The following is a 19702-nucleotide window of genomic DNA, read 5'->3' on the forward strand; positions in this document are numbered from 1 at the left end:
GCTCCAGTACCGCCACGACGTCCTCGACGGCTGCCTCACCGGCACTGGCCTCCGACGCCAGCCACCATGACGACATCACGCATTCAAGGTCAGTAACTGTTCTTCGAGTTTGTCCAGTTATTCGCGCCGTGCGGTGATCCGTTCCAGCAGTTCGGGATTCAGCGCGCATCGGATCGTAGAAGGCCGCCCCGCCACGGCGAGCAGGAATCGAAACCACATCGCAGCTTCGGTAGCCGTCGGTCAGGGGTTCACCTGGACGCCTCGTCGGTGAGCTCATGCCACTTCGACGCCTGCTCTCATCACGCGGGTCGTTGATCACTGAACCTTTCATGCAGGCCGCCCCGTAGACCTTTTCGGGAAGGCATTCGCGGACCGCCGCCGATCCGCAGAGAAGAGCCCACGTGGCATTGGGAGATCTTCCCTATGCCGCTGCACGAGAGAAAGGCCCTCACATGCTGCATGCGACAGTTCCTCCCCGCGTGCATGCCGGAGGCGACACCACGGACTCCCAGGTGGTTAAGATCAGTCTGGACGTGGTCGGCCGGCGGGACCTCAGAGGGACCCTGCCGGCCTACACGCCGCCTCGATCGGGCCTCGCTCACTACACCAGAGCTGGTTCCGTACCGCCCGAACGCGATGGACATCCTGGACGTGCCGGCTTACTCCGTTGATCGTCCTTGTCTCTGACGGGGGCCATTGCGGCCCCACCGTTCGGCGCCGGAGCAGCCGACGTCTCGCTGCGGGACATGCCCCTCCGAAGGTGTGATGCCCCTGGGAGTCGATCGGCGAAGGCTCCAAGCGTCATTGAGGTCACAGGCCACGACAAATGGCGGCTGACCATCCTGGCCGCTCGTGAGAGTGGTTGGCCGTGGCATTCAAACGTTCCTGAAGGACCTTGCTGCCGATGCACGTGCAACGGCGGGAGCCCATGTGCGTCGACGACCTGCGGCTGCCGGGATCGGTAGAGAGGCCGCTCCGCCTTCTCACCATGCGATATCGCATTTCGGACGTGGGCGACGGAATGAGTGTCAGAAGGTCATGGTGGCTCTCGATGTCACCCCCTCTCGAGGCCGGCGGGTTGCGGGCGACCTTCGACCGTTACCAAGACATTCTCAGGTTGCCCAATGCGGGAGTCTCAGTGAACACAACTGCACGCAGCTTCACGCACCATGTTCGCGATCAGCTGCTCACCTACGCCGACGACCGCTTTTACACCTTTGTCACGGACGGAGCGGAAGGCCTAGTCAAGGACCGGATCAGCTACCGGGAAATGGACAGCTCGGCGCGGTCTCTCGCCGAGTGGCTCGCCCACTCGGCGCCTGCTGACAAGCCAGTGCTGCTGCTCTTCCCGGCCGGGCTGGACTTCCTCCGGACGTTCCTCGGCTGTCTGTACGCCGGGGTCGTCGCCATCCCTGCTCCGGTGCCCACGGACCCGCGCAATTACCGGCGGGTCGCCAACATCGTGGCCGACACTGGCCTGGAACTGGTGCTGACCACCTCGTCGTTGCTCGGTGAACTCAGCGAACAGCTCCCTCGGCTCTCCAAGAACCGGCTCGACGTGCGCGCTGTCGACCAGGACTGCATAGGCATGGCGGACGACTGGCGGATGCCGCCGCTCGGCCCTGATTCCATCGCGTTTCTCCAGTACACCTCCGGCTCCACCAGCGAACCGAAGGGTGTGATGGTCACGCAGGGAAATCTTCTGAACAACGGGTCCGAGACCGCATCCCGGCTGGGCACGAGCGACGAAGGGGTAACGGTGGGCTGGCTGCCTCACTTCCACGACATGGGCCTGATCGGGATGCTCCTGCAGTCGCTCTACGATGGCGGCGACTGCGCCTTCATGGCCCCCGAAAGTTTCCTCAAGCGCCCGGTGCGCTGGTTGCAGATGGTCTCTCAGATGCGAGCCAACTTGACCGTTGCGCCGAACTTCGCCTTCGAAATGTGCCTGCGCACCATCACCGACGAGCAGTTGCATGCGCTTGACGTGTCCTCCCTGATGGCTGTGCTGAACGGCGCGGAGCCGGTGCGGGCCAAGACGCTCGCGGACTTCAGCGCTCGTTTCGCGCCTGCCGGGTTCCGGCCGGAGATGTTCGTGCCCTGCTACGGGATGGCGGAGTCGACCCTGCTTGTCACCTCCGTCGACGTCGGCGTGCAGGCCCAAGTGATCAGCGTGGATCGGATGGCGCTGGAACGTGACGAAATCCAGCTCGATGACGGTGAACAGTCGACCAGCCTGGTCTCGTGCGGGGTCCCCAGCACGCTGGACATCCGCATCGTGGAGCCTGCGACGCTTGCGGAACGCGCGGCCGGTCAGGTCGGCGAGATCTGGATCCGGGGCGACAGCGTCGCGGCCGGATACTGGAACCGGCCGGACATCAACCGTGAGATCTTCCAGGCGCACACCGCAGACGGCGACGGACCCTTCCTTCGCACCGGGGACCTGGGTGTACTGCTCGACGGCCAGCTCTACGTGACCGGCAGGCTGAAGGACGTACTGATCCTGAATGGCCGCAATCTGTACCCGCAGGACATCGAGTACGCGGTCAGGGAGCTGCACCCGGCGCTCGCGGCGGGTACCGGCGCGGTGTTCTCCATCCAGGCCGACGGTGAGCATGTTGTCGTCCTGCATGAGATCAAGAGGGGGCTGCTCGGTGGGCTGAGCATGGAGGAGCTGTCCGGAAGGATCAGCGGCGCCGTCGCACAGACCTTCGGCATCCCGGTACCGAGCGTGGTGCTGACCAACCGGGGAGTCGTGCACAGGACCACCAGCGGCAAGGTACAGCGCCGTCTGATGCGGGAGCGGTACCTTGCCAACGGGGTCAAGACCCTGCACGAGTCATTGCGCCCGGCCGTACACGTGCTCAAGGCCATCCCGGCGATTGCGGAGGCGCAGCGATGAGCGTTGCGACGGCTTCCCTGGCCGAGGAGTTCGATCGTGGCCTCGGCGATCCTCGTGATCCCGCCGCCGCTTTCTCCTACGCACGCTGCGCCGAGCTGGACGCGGCGGAGGAATTCCCGGGAGAGATCTGCGACCTGCTCAATGCCCGGGGCCTGCAGCGGTACTACGTTCCCGAGCCGCTCGGCGGAAAGCTTCGGGACTTCCCGGTTCCGCTGCAGTTGATCCGTGCTGTCGCGCGTCGGGACCTGACCGTGGCCATCGCACACGGAAAGACGTTTCTCGGCGGTGTGAGCGCGTGGATCGCGCCCGTCTCCGCGGTGACCCAGTTGGTGGGGGCCCAGGTGATCTATGGTGCTCCTGTCAGCTGGGGGCTGACGGAACGGGCGCACGGCAGCGATCTGCTGGCGGGCGAGGTCCGTGCCGAGGAGGTACCCGGCGGCTATCGGCTCACTGGGGAAAAGTGGCTGATCAACAACGCCACGCGGGGACGCGCGATCACCGTGCTTGCCCATACGGGGGGCGGTCCCCGTGGTTTCGATGTCTTCGTCGTGGACAAGACGGCACTGGCTCCGACCGAGTTCAGCTGCCTGCCGAAGGTGCGCACCCACGGCATTCGTGGCGCCGACATCAGTGGGATCGCCTTCACGGGGGCCTTTGTGCCCGCATCCGCACGACTGGGTGCGCCAGGAACCGGGCTTGAAACCGTCCTCAAGGGACTCCAGTTGACCAGGACGCTGTGCTCGGCGCTGTCCTTGGGGGCCGGCGAGCACTCGCTGCGGCTCGCGCTGGAGTTCGCAGAGGGACGGCAGTTGTACGGACGCCGCCTGCTCGAACTGCCCAACGCCGTCCGGACGCTGGCCGATGCGGGCGCCGACCATGTGCTGAATGAGGCGGTCGCGTTGGTCGGCAGCCGCTCCATCCAGGCGCTGACCGGCGAGATGAGTCTGGTGTCCGCCGTGGTCAAGTACCTGCTGCCCAGCCGCACCGACCGGATGATCTCCACTCTCGGCAGGTTCCTCGGCGCACGATCACAACTGACCAACGTGGACATCGACGGCCGGTTCCAGAAGCTGGCTCGCGACCACCGCATCGTCGGCATCTTCGACGGGAACACGCTGGTGAACCTGAACTCGATCATCAACGAGTTCCCGATCGTGGCCCGCTACGCGGGCACCCCGTACGACGCGGCCGCTCTTCGGACCGCTCTGGATCCGGACGAGTCACTGCCCGACTTCGACACCGTACGCCTGCGGCTGGTGTCCCGCGCGGGCAGCAGCCTCCTGCGCGCGCTCCCGGATCTGGCCCGGCAAGCAAAGCACACGCCTGCCGGAGAACATGCGGCGCGGGTTCTCGACCACTACACAGAGCTGCTGGCCGAGCTCGCCTGTCACCGTCCCGTGCGGATCACCGTGCCGAGGCGAAGCTTCGTCCTGGCCGAACGACTGTCCCTGTGCTGGGCGGCGGCCGCGGTGCTCGGACTCTCGGCACACACGAGCCGGCCCGACCCGTTGCTGGCGGACGGACTGTGGCAGCGGGCCGTCCTCGGCCGGATTCTGGAGGGTCTCGGCGAAGCTGTCGCACGCCCGGCCGGCCAGGACGAGGCCATCGTCGACGGCTTGCGGGCCCGCCTGGAGCAGGGCCTGTCGCTGTCGTTGCTGCCGCACCGAGTCGCCGAAGGAACGAGCCGATGAGTACTGTGGGACTGGACAGCCTGGAGACGCTGTTCGGCGATCCGTTCAACGACGGCAACCCTGTGGGCTTCGCCGGGATCCTGGCCGCCGACGAACAGGCAGCACCGCTCGGCGAAGGCGAGTTGCTGCTGGACAAGTGGAACTTCAACCACGAGTTCGTGCCCCGCTCACTCGGCGGCCGGTGGACCGGGTCGGACGAGCTGGCCCGCAGGCTGCGCCCGGTGTTCCGCCGGGATCCGGCACTGGGCTTGGGCTACGGGGTCACCTCGCTGATGGCAGCCGTCAATGTGTGGGCGGCCGGTTCGGCTGCTCAGCGCCGTAAAGTCGCCGACCACCTCCTGGCGGGCAAGCGCATTGCTGTTGCCTTCCACGAGCTGGCCCACGGAAACGACTTCCTGCGCAATGAGTTCGCGGCGCGGATCACCACAGACCAGATCCTCCTGTCCGGCACCAAGCAGGTCATCAACAACGTCGAACGCGCCGAATCGCTCGTGCTGTTCGCCCGCACCGCCGACGCGCCGGGGCCGCGCGCACACTCGACGTTGCTGATCGACAAGCGGAACCTGCCCGAGGACTCGGTGCGGTACCTGCCCCGGTTCACCACCTCAGGGATGCGAGGGTGTCATCTTGGCGGGATCGTCTTCGACAACTCCGCGGTCGGCTTCGACGCACTTGTCGGTGCGCCGGGCCAAGGGGTGGAGACAGCACTGCGGGCTTTCCAGATCACCCGGGCAACGCTCCCGGGCATGGCGATCGGCCTCCTGGACTCCTCCCTGCACCTCGCTCACGATTTCGCCACAAACCGCAGGCTGTACGGCTGCACCGTCGCCGATCTGCCGCACGCACGCGGCACGCTGGCCACGGCCTTCACGGACCTGCTGATCGCGGACTGCCTGGCGACGGCGGTCTGCCGCGGCCTGCACCTGGCCCCCAGGGCAAGTTCGACGCCGGCGGCGGCGGTGAAGTACCTGGTGCCGCTGCTGCTCGAGGAAGCTCATCACGAGCTGTCGGTCATCCTGGGCGCCCGGTCCTATCTTCGGGAAGGTCGGCACGCGGCGTTCGGCAAGTTCTCCCGGGACCTTCCCCTGGTCAGCATTGGGCACGCCGGCGCGACCTCCTGCCTGCTCACCGTCCTGGCCCAGCTCCCCACGCTCGCCAAGCGCAGTTGGTCCCCGGCTCCGCCGCCCGCCGAACTGTTCGACACCGCCATCGCACTCCCCGAGCTGGATGTCAGCGGACTGTCCGTTACCGACAAGGCACCCGATCCACTGATGTCCACGCTGGCCCAGATTCCCCCCGATGACGACCTGCCCGGGTTCTTCGCCGCGGCCCTGGCCGAGCTTCGCGCGGACAGCCTGCGCCTTCCCCCCTGGGAGCTGGGCCCGGCCGCCAGTGCCGAAGCCTTCGAGCTCGCCAAGCGCTACACCATACTGCTCGCGGCGGCAGCATGCCTGGGCACCAGGCAGTTCGCCACTTCCGAGTTCCTCAGCAGCCCACAGTGGCTGACCGCAGCACTCACCCGGCTCGCCGCGCGCCTGGGCTACGGCGACGGCGTCCTCGCCGACGAGCTCGCCGAGCCCTTGTTCGACGAGCTCACCACCCGTGTCGATCAGCGACTGTCCTGCGGTCTGGACCGCTCGCCCATTTTCGGCTGAACCCCTCGATCCCGAGTCACAACAAAGAACTTCAAGGAAAGACATGACGATGAACATCGAGATCAGCCCCGCGGAACTCGAGGCATGGCTGATAGACCGTGTCGCGGGCTATCTGCGTCTGGACGCGCAAGAGGTGGACCCGCAGGCACCGTTTTCCGACCTCGGTCTGGACTCGGTCTACGCGCTGACGCTGGCCGGTGACATCGAGGACGCACTGGGTATCGATGTCGAGCCCACTCTGGCCTGGGACTATCCGACCATCAGCGCCTTGTCGGACGGGTTGATGGCGCTGGTGCGCGCCGCCAAAGAAGCTGCCTGATGCTGCTGTCAAGCCTTGAGACGCCGGGGCGGCCACGCCTGCTGGGGCTGTCGGTCGCGCAGGAGCGCGTCGAGAACGTTGACCTTGTGACGGACCGGACCGATGGGGACCTGCGGGTGCCGCTCGCCCTCGGCTGCCAGGGCCGCGCCACGCTGGGACCCACGCAAGAAGGCAGGGCGGCATGACGGAGATCGCCATTGTCGGCATCGACGGACGGTTTCCGGGCGCCGCGAATCCGGCGGAGTTCTGGAGCCTGCTGATGCGCGGTTCTGACGCCATCAGCACCGTACCCCACAACAGATGGGACCCAGACACCTACCTCGGCTCGGGTCGGCTGAACACCACCCGGGGCGGATTCCTCGCCGACCCTGACGCCTTCGATCACGAGTTCTTCGGCATCTCCCCCATGGAAGCCGAGGCAATGGATCCCCAACAACGCCTGATGGCCCAGGTCGCATGGCGGGCGCTGGAGGACGCCTGCCTGGATCCGCACGCGCAGGCAGGCACCAACACGGGTGTCTTCATCGGGGTGATGGGCAACGAGTGGGCCCAGCTGCGGATGACCGACTACGAGCGGATCACGCCGCATCTGGGTTCCGGCAACGGCTACTGCATGATCGCGAACCGGGTCTCCTACCTGCTGGACCTCAAGGGACCGAGCTGGGCGGTGGACAGCGCCTGCTCGTCGTCACTGGTCGCCGTCCACCAGGCGTGTTCGGCGCTGCGGGTAGGAGAGTGCGACCAGGCGATCGTCGGCGGAGTCAACATCATGATGACTCCGGCGCTGAACATCTTCTACACCCAGGCCGGCCTGTCGGCCCCGGACGGCACCTGCAAGCCGTTCAGTGCCGAGGCCAACGGGATCGTACGCGGTGAGGCCGTCGCCGCCGTCGTGCTCCGCAGGCTGGCCGACGCCGAGGCAGCGGGCCTGCCGATCTACGGGGTGATCACGGGCAGCGCGGTCAACCAGGACGGCCGGAGCAACGGCCTGACAGCACCGAACCGCTGGTCCCAGGAGCAGGTGATCCGGGACGCCTACAGCAGGGCGGGCATCCGCCCGGAGCAGATCGCGGCCGTGGAGGCACACGGGACCGGCACCGTGCTCGGTGACATGATCGAGGCCAGCGCGCTGGGCGCAGTGCACGGCGTGGACCGGCCCGCCCCCTGTGCGCTCGGCTCGGTCAAGGGCAACATCGGGCACACCGAGGGCGCGGCCGGCATCTCGGCACTGATCAAGATGGCCCTCGCCGCACACCACGGTGTGGTGCCTCCGAGCAGGCACGCGGACACCGAGAACTCCAGGCTCGACCTGCGAGCCAAGGGCCTGAAGCTGCTCAGGGCTCCTCAGCGACTGAGAGGTCCGGTTCCGCTGCTCGCGGTGAGCAGCTTCGGACTGGGCGGCACCAATGCCCACCTCGTGCTGCGCGGGCATCGCGCGACGTCGCCGCCCGAGCGGCCGGAACCAGGGATCGTGACGCTGTCCGCCAACAGCAGCGCGGGTCTGCGGCGCAACGCGGCGGAGTTGGCGGCCGAGCTCGCCGATCTGCCCGAGCGCCGCTTCGTCAGGCTCTGCTGGACAAGCAACCAGGTCAAGTCGACGGGTAGGCACAGACTGGCGTTCGCCGCATCGGGTCCCCAGGACGCCCTCGCGACGCTGCGCGGATTCACCGAGACCCCGGCGTCTGCCGACGGCATTGCCGATGTGGCGAAGCGCGACGTCAAGGTCGGCTGGCTGTTCACCGGGCAGGGCGCCCAATACCCGGGCATGACCCGGGCGCTGCACGACCGGTTCGCGGGGTACCGCCGGGCACTGGCCCAGGTGGACGAGGCGATGGCCGAGCACCTCGGCCGTTCCGTGTCCAGTCTCGTACTGGGCGAGGAACCGCTGACCCAGCAGACAGGACTTGCCCAGCCGGCGATCTTCGCCGTCGGCTACGCGATGTCGGCGATGCTGAGCGAGCTGGGAGTTCGGCCCAACTGGCTGATCGGCCACAGCATCGGGGAGTTCGCTGCCGCCGTGCACGCCGGTGTACTGGCCCTGCCCGACGCCTGCGAACTGGTGGCCGCGCGCGCTCGGCTGATGCAGGAACTGCCGTCCGGCGGCGGCATGCTCGCGGTACGCGGCGAACTCTGCTCTGTGCTCGACCTCCTTGACGACACGGTGGGTGTCGCGGCGCTGAACGGACCGGAGGACACCGTGTGCTCCGGACCGGTCGCCGAGCTCGAACGCGTCGCCGAAGCACTGCGGGAACGGGACGTCCCCACCCGGAGGCTGAACGTTTCGCACGCTTTCCACTCTCCGCTCATGGAGCCGATGCTCGCGGAGTTCGCCGCCGTGGCCGCCAGGTTCACCTACCGGTCGGCCACTGTCCCGATCTACTCCACACTGTACGGCCGGGAACTCGCCTCCGGAGAACTGATGGACGCCGAGTACTGGACCGAGCATGTGCGCAATCCGGTGCGCTGGGCCGACGCCATGACGGCTGCCCGGGCCCGGCGCGTCGACTTCGTGATCGAGCTCGGCCCCAGGCGGGTACTCGGCCCCATGGTCCGCAGGGCGGCCCAGACAACGGCGGAGATCCTCACCCCCTGTCCCGGTCCGGCGGCCACCGGTCTCGAAGCCGCAGACGTGATCGCCCGGCTGGCCAGGGCAGGTGTCAGGCCTGCCTGGGACACGCTGTACGACGCCGACCAGCGGCACCTGGTCCGGCTGACGCCCTATCGCTTTTCCACCGACAGCCGATTCTGGGCCACGGCCGGAAACGGCAGGTCGGCGGCTGATGTCACCACCACCAGCTCCCACCGCGCCGAACCGTCCGTCCCGGACCAGGCCGATGTGGATGACGTGCATACGGCCGTGCTGGAGATGCTCGGCGAGATCAGTGGTTACAGACCGGCGGAGATCCCGGTCGGTGCCCGTCTCGGCGAAGAGCTCGGCTTCGACTCCATCATGCTCGTCCGGCTCAGGGCTCAACTCGAACGCCGATTTGAAATCACCATCGACACCGAGGCGCTGCTGGCGGAGATCCAGACGCCCGGCGACCTGATCACGTACCTCCGGCAGCGGTCCGACCGCCCCGGAACAGCAACGAGGTGACAGCCATGTCCACTCCGACCAGTCACATCCGCGCGGTGGGCACCGCTCTGCCCGGCGCACCGATCGACAACCCAGCCCTTGCCCGGCGGATCGGAGTCAGCGCCGAGTGGATCGACCGGTTCATCGGGACCCGGACCCGTCACTTCGCCGTTGACCTCGAAACCGGAGAGCAGACCAGCACCCTGGCCGACCTCGCCGAGCGCGCCGGGGAACAGGCCATGCACCAGGCCGGGATCACCGCGTCCGAAGTCGACTTCGTGGTGCTCGCCACCGCAACGCCGGACGAGTTGATGCCTGCGACGGTGAATCAGGCTGCCGACCGGCTCGGTATCGACCAGGTGCCCACGTACCAGCTGCAGTCCGGCTGCGCGGGCGCCGTTCAGGCCCTGGACCTCGGCTGCCTGCTGCTGCAGCGTCCGGAGCACGAAACCGGCCTGGTGATCGGTGGCGACGTCTGCGCCAAGCATCTGCGACTGGACCGCGAGTTCGGCTCCCTCCCGTCCACCGAGCTGGTCAACTACGTGCTCTTCGGCGACGGCGCGGGCGCGGTCGTACTCACCCGCGAGCGGCCTCCTGCCGGCATGGCCATTCGCACGGTACTCAATCAGGTGACCGGTCGCGGACAGCGTCCGGGCCAGGTCATCCGTTGGTTCGGCGAGGCCGACCGGGAGCGCGGCGGGCAGGCCGCGAACGAGGACTACAAGGCCATCGAGGAGAGGGTGCCGACGATGGCGAAGGAGATCCTCTGGCAGCTGCTCGATGATGCGGGCTGGCAGGCCGAGGACCTTGCATACCTGCTTCCGCCGCAGCTCTCCGGCCGGATGACCGAACGGATCGTGTCCACACTCGGCCTGCCCGGAGCGAAAGAGGTCAGCTGTATCGCCGATACCGGGAACACCGGCAACGCCCTGCCGTTCCTCCAGCTCGAACGGCTCGCGGGCCTGCTGAGCCCGGGAGAGCGGGCCGTAGCGGTCTCGGTCGAGTCGAGCAAGTGGATCAAAGCCGGATTCGCTGTCGAGGGGGTTTGAGGGTGCCGTCCATGACCTCCGCTGCCGATCTAGCATGGGAACGGGTTCGTCTGCTGCGCGACACCGGACAGCTGGCGACCGCCTACGCCGAGATAGGCGCACTGGCCGACTCGCTGCCCGAGCACAGGCAGGCCGCCCTCGGGCAGCTCCTGCTCGGCCTGGACCCGCATGACGTCACCGCCTCGGACCCCGCGGTCACCACACTCGACGTCGTGATCACCGGCAACGGGACGACAGCGCCCCTGCGGGCACCACTGGCCGCTGCGTTCGCCCGGAACCGGCTACTGCTGCGCCCGCAGGGTCAAGGACAGTACATCAACGACCTGGGCGACCCCGGCAGCGAGGTGTACTGCGGGCAGACCGACCTCACCGTGTGCCTGCTCGACCCCGACTTGATCACCGCCGAGCTGGCGGCAGTGTGGACGCCGACCGACTGCGAGCGCGTGCTGCGATCGGTCGGCGACCGGATACGCGCCCTGGCGGCCGAGCACGACCGGGCAGGGAGCGGCACCCTGGTGCTCACCACCGTGCCGTTGCCCGCCTGGCTGGCGAAACAGCTGGTCGACTTCCAGTCCCGGGCCGGACTCGGTCTGATATGGCGGGAGTTCAACGCCGCGCTGCTCCGACTGACCGCCGAGCTGCCCCGGTGCGTCGTAGTGGACCTGGACGTGTTGCTGACCGCGCCGGTGGCCCTCGACGAGCCGCGCCTGCGGGTCTACACCCAGGTTGGCTACTCCGAGGGGCTGCTCCACCGGATCGCCGACGAGATCGCCACAGTCGCCCGGGTGCTCCGCGGGCAGACCAAGAAGGTTCTCGTACTGGACCTCGACGGCACCCTTTGGGGCGGTGTACTCGGCGACGACGGCGTGACCGGGGTGCAGATCGGCCACGCCGGTCCCGGCGACGCGTTCCGGCGTTTCCAGCGCACGGTGGCCCAGCTCGGTTCTCAGGGCGTCCTCCTCTCCGTGTGCAGCAAGAACGACGAACAACTCGTGCGCACGGCACTCGCCGAGCGGGCCGAGATGGTGTTGCGCGAGGAGGACTTCGTCGCCATCGTCGCCAACTGGGAGCCCAAGGACCGGGGGATCGCAGGGCTGACCGAGGCACTCAACCTCGGCCTGGACAGTGTGGTCTTCGTCGACGACAGCGCCTTCGAATGCGGGCTGGTCCGCGACCATCTGCCGAAGGTGGCAGTGGTCGAGGTCGGTTCGGAGCCCGCGCGGCACGCGGAGCAGCTGCTGGCCGGTGACTGGTTCGCCGCACTGCGGCTGACCGGCGAAGACCGCGCCCGCCGGGACGCCTATCGGGCAGAGGCCGAGCGTGACTCCTTCCGGTCGGCGTCCTCGTCGCTGAAGGAGTACCTGGAGAGCCTGGACACGCGGGTCGAGATCTTTCGTCCGGACGAGCAGGACCTGGCGAGAATCGCCCAGCTGACCCAGAGGACCAACCAGTTCAACATGACTACGGCCCGGATGGACCTGGCCCAGGTGCGGGCAGCGCTGTCCGAGCCGGGCAGTGATGTGTGGGCCGTCCGCTGTGGTGACCGGTTCGGTGAAGCGGGCATCGTCGGCGTGGTGTTCCACCGGATCACCGACGACCAGCTGCACATCGACAACATGCTGCTCAGCTGCCGTGTCTTCGGCCGCGGCCTGGAGAGCGCCATCGTGCGCGAGGTGCTGACGCATGCGGTGGAGCTGGGAGTGGACCGAGTAGTCGCGCGCTACCGGCCGACACCGAAAAACGGCCGGTTCGCCCGGTTCTACGAAGAGCACGGGTTCGTGACGGCCGAACCCGACAGCGACACCGCGACATGGGTGCGCGGCCTGGCCGAGCTGCCCAGCCCCCTCACCCATCTGACCGTGACCAACCTGCAGCGGAGGGCGACAAAGTGACTGAGACGGAATTCCTGGAGATACTGGACGAGGACCTGGGACTGCGGCTGTCCGCCGAGGACTTGAACCGGGACGTGGACACACTGCGGCACTGGGACTCCCTGACCCTGGTCCGGCTGCTGAGCCTGATGGAAGCACGTACCGGGAAGAGCATCGCCCTCAACGCGCTGCTGGAAGCCCGCACACTGAACCAGGCACGAATGCTCGTGGTCGCCGATGCCTAGGATCGCCAACCAGCGCAGCCACACGCTGTACTTCCTGCGGCATGCCCACCGGATGTCCCCGGTCTTCCTGGACACCGACGTCGACTTCACTGGCGTGCTCGCCCACCGGGAACGCGCGTCGGAGGAAGGTGTCCGCTACTCGTTGCTCAGCTACGTCCTGCGGTCGGCGACACGGGTGCTGGAGCGCCATCCCGACTGCAACGCCGCACTCGGCGGCGGTCTGCGGCCCAAGCTCGCCCGATTCGGCGCCGTACAGCCGAAGATTGCTATGGACCGCACCCTGGCCGGCCAACGGGTGGTCCTGTCGGCGGTGTTGCCGGACCTGCGTGGAGCGGATCTGGACGAGATACAGCAGGCGTTCGCACGGATAAAGGACACGCCGGTCGACGAACTCCCCGAGTTGCGCGGCACCTTCATGCTGCACCGACTGCCAGCGCTGCTCGGCTGGCCCACGTTCCGCGCCGTAATGGCCATCCTCCCTAAACGACCTCAGCTGATGGGCACACTGGCCGTGTCATCGCTGGGACACCGCGCTGTCAACGGCTTTCACGCGACCGGCGGCACCGCGATCACGCTGAACCTCGGCCAGGTGAAGCCAACCCCCGTCATCCGAGAAAACGAGGTGGCCATCGCCCCGGTGATGCGCCTCAACCTCTGCTTCGACCACCGGGTGGTCGACGGAGCCGAGGCGGCGGACGTACTCGATGAGATCAAGACCGATCTGGAGAACACATCATGACCGAGCAGATCACCGCCGACGCGTGTGTGATCGGAGGCGGCCCGGCCGGACTCGTGTTTGCGCTCGCCCTCGCCGCCGCAGGCCGCGATGTCGTCGTGGTGGAGAAGAACGAGGACTTCGACCGCTCCTTCCGTGGCGAGTCGATCCTGCCGGACTCGGTCTGGCTGCTCGACCAGTTGGGACTGCTGCAGCCACTCCGCGACCAGAAAGTTCTGGAGGCACACGGACTGGACATCAGCGAGAACGGGCGGCCCCTCCTGAGCGTCGACTTCCGCCGGTTCGACCAGCCACAGCCGTTTCCCATGGAGATCCCGCAGCCCATGCTGCTGCGGGTCATCACCGAGGCGGCGAGCAGGCGCCCGGGGTTCCGGATCATCCGGCCGGCGAAGGCGGTCGGCCTGCTGCGTGTCAGTGGGCGGGTGACCGGTGTGCGCTGCCAGACCCAGCAGGGTGAACTGGAGATCATCAGCCCTGTCACCATCGGTGCCGACGGCCGGTACAGCAAGATACGGGACATGGCGGGGATCGAGCACCACAAAGCGCCGCTGGAACGCGATGTGCTGTGGTTCAAGATGCCCTACCCGCAGATATGGGAGCCCAACAGATACCGCATCCGGATCAAACAGGACCGGCACGCGATCTTCCTCCCCACCCACCCCAACATGGTCCGGGTCGGATTCAACATTCCCAAGGGCGGTCTGAAGGACACACGGGCCGCGGGCATCGGCGCTCTGCACGATCGTATGGACGAACTCGCGCCCGAACTGGGTTCGCTGGTGCGGGAACACGTCACGAGCTGGTCGGACACGATCATGCTGGACATCTTCACCACAGTGGTTCCGCAATGGAGCATTCCGGGACTCGTGCTCATCGGCGACGCCGCGCACACACTCTCGCCGATCCTCGGCCATGGTGTGAACCACGCGATCATGGATGCGCTCGTCCTGGCGCGGCTGGTGGACCGGGCGTTGGCAGGCCCGGACACCGGCACAGCACTGGACCGGGCCGGCATCCGGTTCCGGCTCGTGCGTGAGGGCAAGGTCCGGCAGGCCCGCCACCTGCAGCTCCGCCAGGAGAAGATCTTCACTCTCGCATCGCCGCCCGCCACGCTGCTGCGACGCTCGCTGTACCGGATGATCAACGGGTTGCCCCCGGTGAAGCAGCGGGTGCTCGGCCGGGCCTACTTCACCATTCCGCAAGTGGCCGATCCGGTCGCCCAGCAGCTGCAGGCAGCGGAGGCATGAGCACGTTCTCCAGCGGCGACCGTCGGGGCGACGCCGCCGACCTCACCGAGTTGAAAGATCTGGTACTGCTCCACGCGCAGGCGCAGGGCATTCCGCAGGCCGACTGCGCACAGCTGCTGCGGAGCATCACCTCCGACGGGGCGGGCACCCCGACTTCCTGGGTCGATGCCTGGTCCGCCGCCGCAAAGCGCCATCTCGCCGCAGACGACCACCTGCTGGCCTGCAGGCACTACAACATGGCCCGGTTCCCATTCGTCGACGGTCCGGAACGGGCCGCGGCCCTGCGCGAGTGCGTAACCGCCTTCCAGAGCTGGGCGACGCCCCATCGGATAACCCGCGAGGAGGTAAGGGTCGGCGACGGCCGGATGCCGTTCTGGCTGAGCGCACCGCCCAGCGCGCGCGGCGGGTCCGGACCCGCGCTGATCGTGGTCGGCGGGATCATCAGCATCAAGGAGCAGTGGGGAGAACTGCTGCCGATGGCCCGGCGCCTCGGCATGACGGTGGCCTGCGCCGAGCTGCCGGGCGTGGGCGAGAGCAGCGTCCACTACGACAGGAATGCGTGGCGCATCTTCCCCGCGCTGCTCGACCGCCTGGCCGAACTGCGCGGAGTCTCCGAGGCGTACGTCCTCGCAATGAGTTTCGGTGGGAACCTGGCCATCCGTGCCGCGGCGGACGACAAGCGGCTGCGCGGCATCTGCACGGTCGGCGCGCCGATATCGGCGTTCTTCACCGACCAGGACTGGTGGCCGCAATTGCCGGGCACGACCCTGCGCACGCTAGCCCACCTGACCGGGCACCCCGTCGACGAACTGCAGGAGCGGATCGCGGACTGGGCGCTCACCGACGCCGAGCTGTCTCAGGTGGACATACCCGTGCGCTACGTGGCCAGCGCCCGGGACGAGATCATCCCGGCCGCCGATCCGGCACTGGTGCGCCGGCGCATCCGTGACAGCGAAGTCCTTGAGCATGACGACGTGCACGGATCACCCCAACACCTGCTTGAGACACGTCTGTGGCTCATGAAGTCCCTGCTGTCGATGCGCGGCGCCACGGTCACACCCGCCGTACTCGGCCTGGCGCTGAACATGCGCATGCTGCAGAACCGCATCCGCGGCAGGCGGCGGTGACCGCCTACCTGAGTGTCCCGGTCGACCCCGCCCCCGAGCTGCGCATGTACTGCTTCCACCACGCCGGCGGGGGGCCCTCTCTCTTCCAGGGCTGGCAGCGGGCTCTCGCCCCGGAAGCACAGGTCCTGCCGGTACTCTTGCCCGGCCGCGACCGGCGCATCCGGGAACCACGGTTCACCGACATCGACCGTCTGATCGAGGATCTGGACCGGGAGCTGGGCTCATCACTGGAGCAGCCATACGTCCTCTTCGGGCACAGTATGGGAGCACTCATCGCGCACCGGCTCGCCGCCCACCGGTCGGCGACCGGTGGGCGACTCCCGGAAGCGGTGTTCCTCTCCGGTTGCCGACCACCGCACCTGCCCACCGGACTACCGCCCGCCGACAAGGCCAGTGAGGCGGAACTCGTGAGCTGGCTCAAAGAGGTCGGCGGACTGCCCGATGAACTGCTCGGCAGCCCGGACTGGCTCGCGCTGCTGCTTCCCATCCTGATCGACGACCTGACGTTGTGCGCGAGCGTGGCCAAGCGGCCGGCCACGCGACTTCCCTGTCCGGTGCATGTCTTCGGCGGCGACGCAGACCCGCTGGCGGGGCGCCACGAGCTGTCTGCGTGGCGTGCACACTCCAGCGGGGAGTTCACCCTGACCATGTGCAGCGGGGGCCACTTCTATCTCAAGGATTCACCGGACCTGCTGCTTGCGGTTTTGCGGAAGGGGCTTTCCGGATATCGCTCTCCGCCGCGAAGTGGCTCATGACCGTGTGCCAGCCTCGATTCGTCAGCGGCTGTGAGTGCATGAGCGGGTCGTCGGTTCGCCCCGTTTGTTCCGCGTGATGGCGGGTGGTCCCCTCGCGTGTTGCTGCGGCTGCGGCTGTGCCGAGGTTCCACGGCACCCGGACGCCGTGCGGGTCCGCTCTCGGTGAGCACCCCCGCGAGGATGCAGTCGCGGACGCACCTCCGGACTACTTCGGCACGCCCAGCACATCCTCAGTCGCGTCGCCACCGTGGCCGCCTGGCAGGACAGCGACCCCTGGCGCGCGAGCCCTGCAGCCCACCTCGCTCGAACCGCCAAAGTTGCACTCAGCGATGGAGCAGAATTCAGCATGAGCGCAACAGTGGACACCGCAGCATTCGTTCGCCTCACCTTCGCCACCAGCCAGAAGAATCTGGCCGAATTCTCGATCGAATCTCCCAGGTTCACTCCGCTGACCGGACGAGGAATCAGTCCGGTCACGGCCAGAATGTGAGTGAGGTTGACGGGACGGAACCGATCGGCGCGGCGCTGTCGGGTAAACGCCGACGAAGTACCCCCCGGCGAGAACGGGCAATGGCCGGTATCGACCCGCGGATCCGGCTTGGCCAGTCGGGCGGCTGACGTCTCGTTGAGCACGGCCAGCGTGCGCCGGGCAGGGGCCTCCGAGGCTACAAGCCCGAACAACCTCCGGTGGTGCAAATGGAGTTGCGCCGCTCTGAGAAGTTCGCCGCCCCCAGCACGATCGCGATCGTCAGGTGCACCACCCCCCAGCACGTTCCCACCGGTCAGCTGCCGTGGTCGATGGCAGCACCCCGGCTAGCGCGTCCGGCAGCGCCGGGCGGTTCGCACACCGAGGCAGGGGCACCACTCCGGTACAGCCACCACGGACAGCCGACGGTCCCACCCTGTGCTCCCAGCGAATAGCCGTGGCCAGTACCTCAGCCGGCTGCCGCTGTCAGTGCATGCGGCGTGGGCACCCGTTGGCGGGTCGGTCTGGCCAAGACCGTCCCGTTCCTGCCACACCGCCGCTACACCCCCACCGTCAGGCGGTTTACCAGGGCTGGGACCTGGAAGGGGAGCGCACCCCGCTAGGGTTGTCAGCTATTGACGCGCGCATCGGAAAGCTTCGTGCGGAGATAGAAAGAGAAGGCACGGGTCTTTTCCTCGGCGAAGGCCCCACTACCGATGGCGGGACTGGAGCTGACCTCCAGCAGGTACCACTGACGGGTCTCTCGGTCCTGTACGACGTTCACGCCGGCGACCTCGCAGCCCATGAGCTCAGCTGCCCGAACGGTCATCTCCAGCGCCTCTGTATCGAAGGTCTCCACGTCGAACAACGTGGCGTGCCCACCCTGCTGGGTGTTGGTGAGATGAGAGCCGTCGGTGTTGCAACGGTGCATGACTATCGGCACATCACCGCCGAACACCAGAATCCGGAAGGTGCCGTTGTTGGGTATGAACTTCTGGGCGAGAAGGGCGGTTTTCGCGTGTGCTGGGTCCTCGACGTACCGCAGGAAGTCGATCTCGGTCTTGATCAGGAAGTTCAGTCGCCCGCCCTGGCCGTTCATCGCCTTGAGGATGAACGGCAGGCCAAGCCGGTCGGCGAGCTGGGGGAATGAGCCATGCAGCAACTTCCGTGGCAGATAGAACGTGGCGGGCACCGGAAGCCGATGCTGTGCAAGGACCATCAGCTGGTAGAGCTTGGTCGGAGCGCTGATCGCGGCTGCCTTGATCGGTGGCCTCTTCCGGTGCTCCAGGTACGCGGAGACGGAACTCAGCAGCGTGGCCGTCGGCCGTGGATAGGAGGCGACCTGGACCAACCCGAACTCTGCCAGGTCCCGGCCTCCGATCGTCTCGTACACCCGGGTTCGGTCGGTCTCGATGGAGAACGCAATGTCCTCTATGCCACAGAAAAAGATCTTGAACTCGTCTCCGAGTTCCAGGCCTGCGGACACGGCATACCCCGGCTGGAACACCTCACCGTTGACGACCAATAGGTCTCGTCCCGTCTCCACCTGTCCAGTCGCTGCGACATTGCGAGACGCCGAGCGACGCAACCGGCGAATGAGTCGGCGTGCCGGCGCGACGAATAACGACGATCTCGGTGTGCGCGGCGAATCCTGAGGCGCAGTTCCTTGCCTGCCTGCTGCTGGGACGGGCACGCCTACTGGCCGCCTTTCGCCACGTACCCCTCGACGAAACTCTTGGCGGCGGCCTCGGTGTCGAGGCCCTCCCTCCTGAGGACCTCGTCAATCTCACCGAGGAGCTCATCGGCGTCCGACGAAACCGTCGAGTCGCCTGCCGCGGGCTGATCCCCGACCTCGGCCGGTACATCCTCCTCGCGGGGGTCCTCCTGACGGCGGTGCTCTTCCCTACGGTGCACGACTCAGTCCCCTCCCTGCGCGCGGAGTCAACCCCCGTCGCAGTTGAACACAGTCATCCATACGAGACCATCCAGGACGGCCAGTTGCAGGCCCCGACGTTCCCGGCGCCTGACGACTATTGGTCCTGCCCGAAGGAGCGCGGCCGCGCCGCCCTCGACTGGATCACGTACGACGAGTCCGACAGGGTTCATACGAAGCAGAAACTCCGACCAGTTGTGCCGTGAGCCGGCTCATCGACTTTGGCCCAACTGACCATGCGTCACGTGGCGCGGTCGTATCAGGTCATTGTGTGAACACGAGCCCGGTGTGTGATGTCCCCGTTGCTGGAGGGGTTTCTTCGTCGGGGTGTGGTTGGTGGTGGGGGGTGTGGGTGGGGTTGGTGTGCTGGCGTGTTTCGTGGAGGCCGTTGGAGGCGTCGTGGGTGTGGTGTGCCCGACGGTCCGTGTGCTGTGCGGCCAGGCTCGTGCGGTCGGTGGGTCGGCCGGCCCTGGTGGCGAGGGTGTCGCAGGTGTGGGCGAGTTGTGAGGAGCGTTCGTGTTCGGTGCCGCTGGTGGTGGCGTCAATGAGTGCGCGGATGGTGGACTCCTCGGAGCGGAACCAGGCGAGTGCGGCGTTCGCGTCCGGCAGACGCGGGAGTGCTCCGGGTGG

At 67.3% G+C, this 19702-nt stretch carries 17 protein-coding genes; 14 read left to right on the forward strand and 3 right to left on the reverse strand.

Annotated features, from left to right (window positions below):
- Positions 1 to 1138 precede the first annotated feature (1138 nt).
- From FB157_RS46370 to FB157_RS48150, 14 genes are all read left to right on the forward strand, one after another.
- Positions 1139 to 2902, forward strand: coding sequence for a fatty acyl-AMP ligase (locus tag FB157_RS46370; RefSeq protein ID WP_222441050.1), 1764 nt, complete (start codon positions 1139 to 1141; stop codon positions 2900 to 2902).
- On the forward strand, positions 2899 to 4593 hold the full coding sequence (locus FB157_RS46375) for an acyl-CoA dehydrogenase family protein (RefSeq protein ID WP_145887771.1): 1695 nt from the start codon (positions 2899 to 2901) through the stop codon (positions 4591 to 4593). The genes FB157_RS46370 and FB157_RS46375 overlap by 4 nt, the downstream gene beginning before the upstream one ends.
- Positions 4590 to 6248, forward strand: coding sequence for an acyl-CoA dehydrogenase (locus tag FB157_RS46380; protein WP_145887773.1), 1659 nt, complete (start codon positions 4590 to 4592; stop codon positions 6246 to 6248). The genes FB157_RS46375 and FB157_RS46380 overlap by 4 nt, the downstream gene beginning before the upstream one ends.
- A 43-nt stretch (positions 6249 to 6291) precedes the next feature.
- Positions 6292 to 6567 (forward strand): acyl carrier protein, encoded by a 276-nt coding sequence (locus FB157_RS46385; RefSeq protein WP_145887775.1) that lies wholly within the window; start codon positions 6292 to 6294, stop codon positions 6565 to 6567.
- Positions 6567 to 6752 (forward strand): hypothetical protein, encoded by a 186-nt coding sequence (locus FB157_RS46390; RefSeq protein ID WP_145887777.1) that lies wholly within the window; start codon positions 6567 to 6569, stop codon positions 6750 to 6752. The genes FB157_RS46385 and FB157_RS46390 overlap by 1 nt, the downstream gene beginning before the upstream one ends.
- Positions 6749 to 9664, forward strand: a complete 2916-nt coding sequence (locus tag FB157_RS46395; protein WP_145887779.1) for a type I polyketide synthase — start codon at positions 6749 to 6751, stop codon at positions 9662 to 9664. The genes FB157_RS46390 and FB157_RS46395 overlap by 4 nt, the downstream gene beginning before the upstream one ends.
- Positions 9665 to 9669: 5 nt before the next feature.
- Positions 9670 to 10692, forward strand: coding sequence for a 3-oxoacyl-ACP synthase III family protein (locus tag FB157_RS46400; RefSeq protein WP_145887781.1), 1023 nt, complete (start codon positions 9670 to 9672; stop codon positions 10690 to 10692).
- 11 nt (positions 10693 to 10703) lie between these two features.
- The gene (locus FB157_RS46405; protein ID WP_145887782.1) at positions 10704 to 12584 is read left to right on the forward strand and encodes an HAD family hydrolase; all 1881 of its coding nucleotides are present in this window, start codon (positions 10704 to 10706) and stop codon (positions 12582 to 12584) included.
- Entirely contained in the window at positions 12581 to 12808 is a 228-nt protein-coding gene (locus FB157_RS46410) for an acyl carrier protein (RefSeq protein WP_145887784.1), read from the forward strand. Before FB157_RS46405 ends, FB157_RS46410 begins: the two co-directional genes overlap by 4 nt.
- Positions 12809 to 12860: 52 nt before the next feature.
- Positions 12861 to 13547 (forward strand): 2-oxo acid dehydrogenase subunit E2, encoded by a 687-nt coding sequence (locus FB157_RS46415; RefSeq protein ID WP_261387059.1) that lies wholly within the window; start codon positions 12861 to 12863, stop codon positions 13545 to 13547.
- On the forward strand, positions 13544 to 14791 hold the full coding sequence (locus tag FB157_RS46420; RefSeq protein WP_145887788.1) for an FAD-dependent oxidoreductase: 1248 nt from the start codon (positions 13544 to 13546) through the stop codon (positions 14789 to 14791). Before FB157_RS46415 ends, FB157_RS46420 begins: the two co-directional genes overlap by 4 nt.
- Entirely contained in the window at positions 14788 to 15918 is a 1131-nt protein-coding gene (locus FB157_RS46425) for an alpha/beta fold hydrolase (protein ID WP_145887790.1), read from the forward strand. Before FB157_RS46420 ends, FB157_RS46425 begins: the two co-directional genes overlap by 4 nt.
- Positions 15919 to 15962: 44 nt before the next feature.
- On the forward strand, positions 15963 to 16673 hold the full coding sequence (locus FB157_RS46430) for a thioesterase II family protein (RefSeq protein ID WP_261387061.1): 711 nt from the start codon (positions 15963 to 15965) through the stop codon (positions 16671 to 16673).
- Positions 16674 to 16920: 247 nt separating this feature from the next.
- Positions 16921 to 17163 (forward strand): hypothetical protein, encoded by a 243-nt coding sequence (locus FB157_RS48150; RefSeq protein WP_145887794.1) that lies wholly within the window; start codon positions 16921 to 16923, stop codon positions 17161 to 17163.
- A 604-nt stretch (positions 17164 to 17767) separates the two neighbouring features.
- Here the strand turns inward: FB157_RS48150 and FB157_RS46440 are convergent.
- The 3 genes from FB157_RS46440 to FB157_RS47880 all read right to left on the reverse strand — a co-directional run.
- Complete coding sequence (locus FB157_RS46440; protein ID WP_145887795.1) at positions 17768 to 18664, reverse strand: RimK family alpha-L-glutamate ligase; 897 nt, start codon at positions 18662 to 18664, stop codon at positions 17768 to 17770.
- A gap of 170 nt (positions 18665 to 18834) precedes the next feature.
- Positions 18835 to 19053 carry a ubiquitin-like protein Pup gene (locus FB157_RS49820; protein WP_145887798.1) on the reverse strand — a complete coding sequence of 73 codons (219 nt, stop codon included), beginning with the start codon at positions 19051 to 19053 and terminating at the stop codon, positions 18835 to 18837.
- A gap of 283 nt (positions 19054 to 19336) precedes the next feature.
- Positions 19337 to 19702, reverse strand: a 366-nt coding sequence (locus tag FB157_RS47880) for a hypothetical protein (RefSeq protein WP_186582006.1), incomplete at its 5' end; no start/stop codon positions are given.

Source organism: Streptomyces sp. BK340 (genome assembly GCF_007827595.1).
Lineage (GTDB): Bacteria > Actinomycetota > Actinomycetes > Streptomycetales > Streptomycetaceae > Streptomyces.

What these genes read in the sequence shown, in the direction of transcription:
- FB157_RS46375 (WP_145887771.1), top strand. Translation starts at nt 2,899, where the DNA reads ATGAGCGTTGCGACGGCTTCCCTGGCCGAGGAGTTCGATCGTGGCCTC.
- FB157_RS46380 (WP_145887773.1), top strand. Translation starts at nt 4,590, where the DNA reads ATGAGTACTGTGGGACTGGACAGCCTGGAGACGCTGTTCGGCGATCCG.
- FB157_RS46385 (WP_145887775.1), top strand. Translation starts at nt 6,292, where the DNA reads ATGACGATGAACATCGAGATCAGCCCCGCGGAACTCGAGGCATGGCTG.
- FB157_RS46390 (WP_145887777.1), top strand. Translation starts at nt 6,567, where the DNA reads ATGCTGCTGTCAAGCCTTGAGACGCCGGGGCGGCCACGCCTGCTGGGG.
- FB157_RS46395 (WP_145887779.1), top strand. Translation starts at nt 6,749, where the DNA reads ATGACGGAGATCGCCATTGTCGGCATCGACGGACGGTTTCCGGGCGCC.
- FB157_RS46400 (WP_145887781.1), top strand. Translation starts at nt 9,670, where the DNA reads ATGTCCACTCCGACCAGTCACATCCGCGCGGTGGGCACCGCTCTGCCC.
- FB157_RS46405 (WP_145887782.1), top strand. Translation starts at nt 10,704, where the DNA reads ATGACCTCCGCTGCCGATCTAGCATGGGAACGGGTTCGTCTGCTGCGC.
- FB157_RS46415 (WP_261387059.1), top strand. Translation starts at nt 12,861, where the DNA reads ATGTCCCCGGTCTTCCTGGACACCGACGTCGACTTCACTGGCGTGCTC.
- FB157_RS46420 (WP_145887788.1), top strand. Translation starts at nt 13,544, where the DNA reads ATGACCGAGCAGATCACCGCCGACGCGTGTGTGATCGGAGGCGGCCCG.
- FB157_RS46425 (WP_145887790.1), top strand. Translation starts at nt 14,788, where the DNA reads ATGAGCACGTTCTCCAGCGGCGACCGTCGGGGCGACGCCGCCGACCTC.
- FB157_RS46430 (WP_261387061.1), top strand. Translation starts at nt 15,963, where the DNA reads ATGTACTGCTTCCACCACGCCGGCGGGGGGCCCTCTCTCTTCCAGGGC.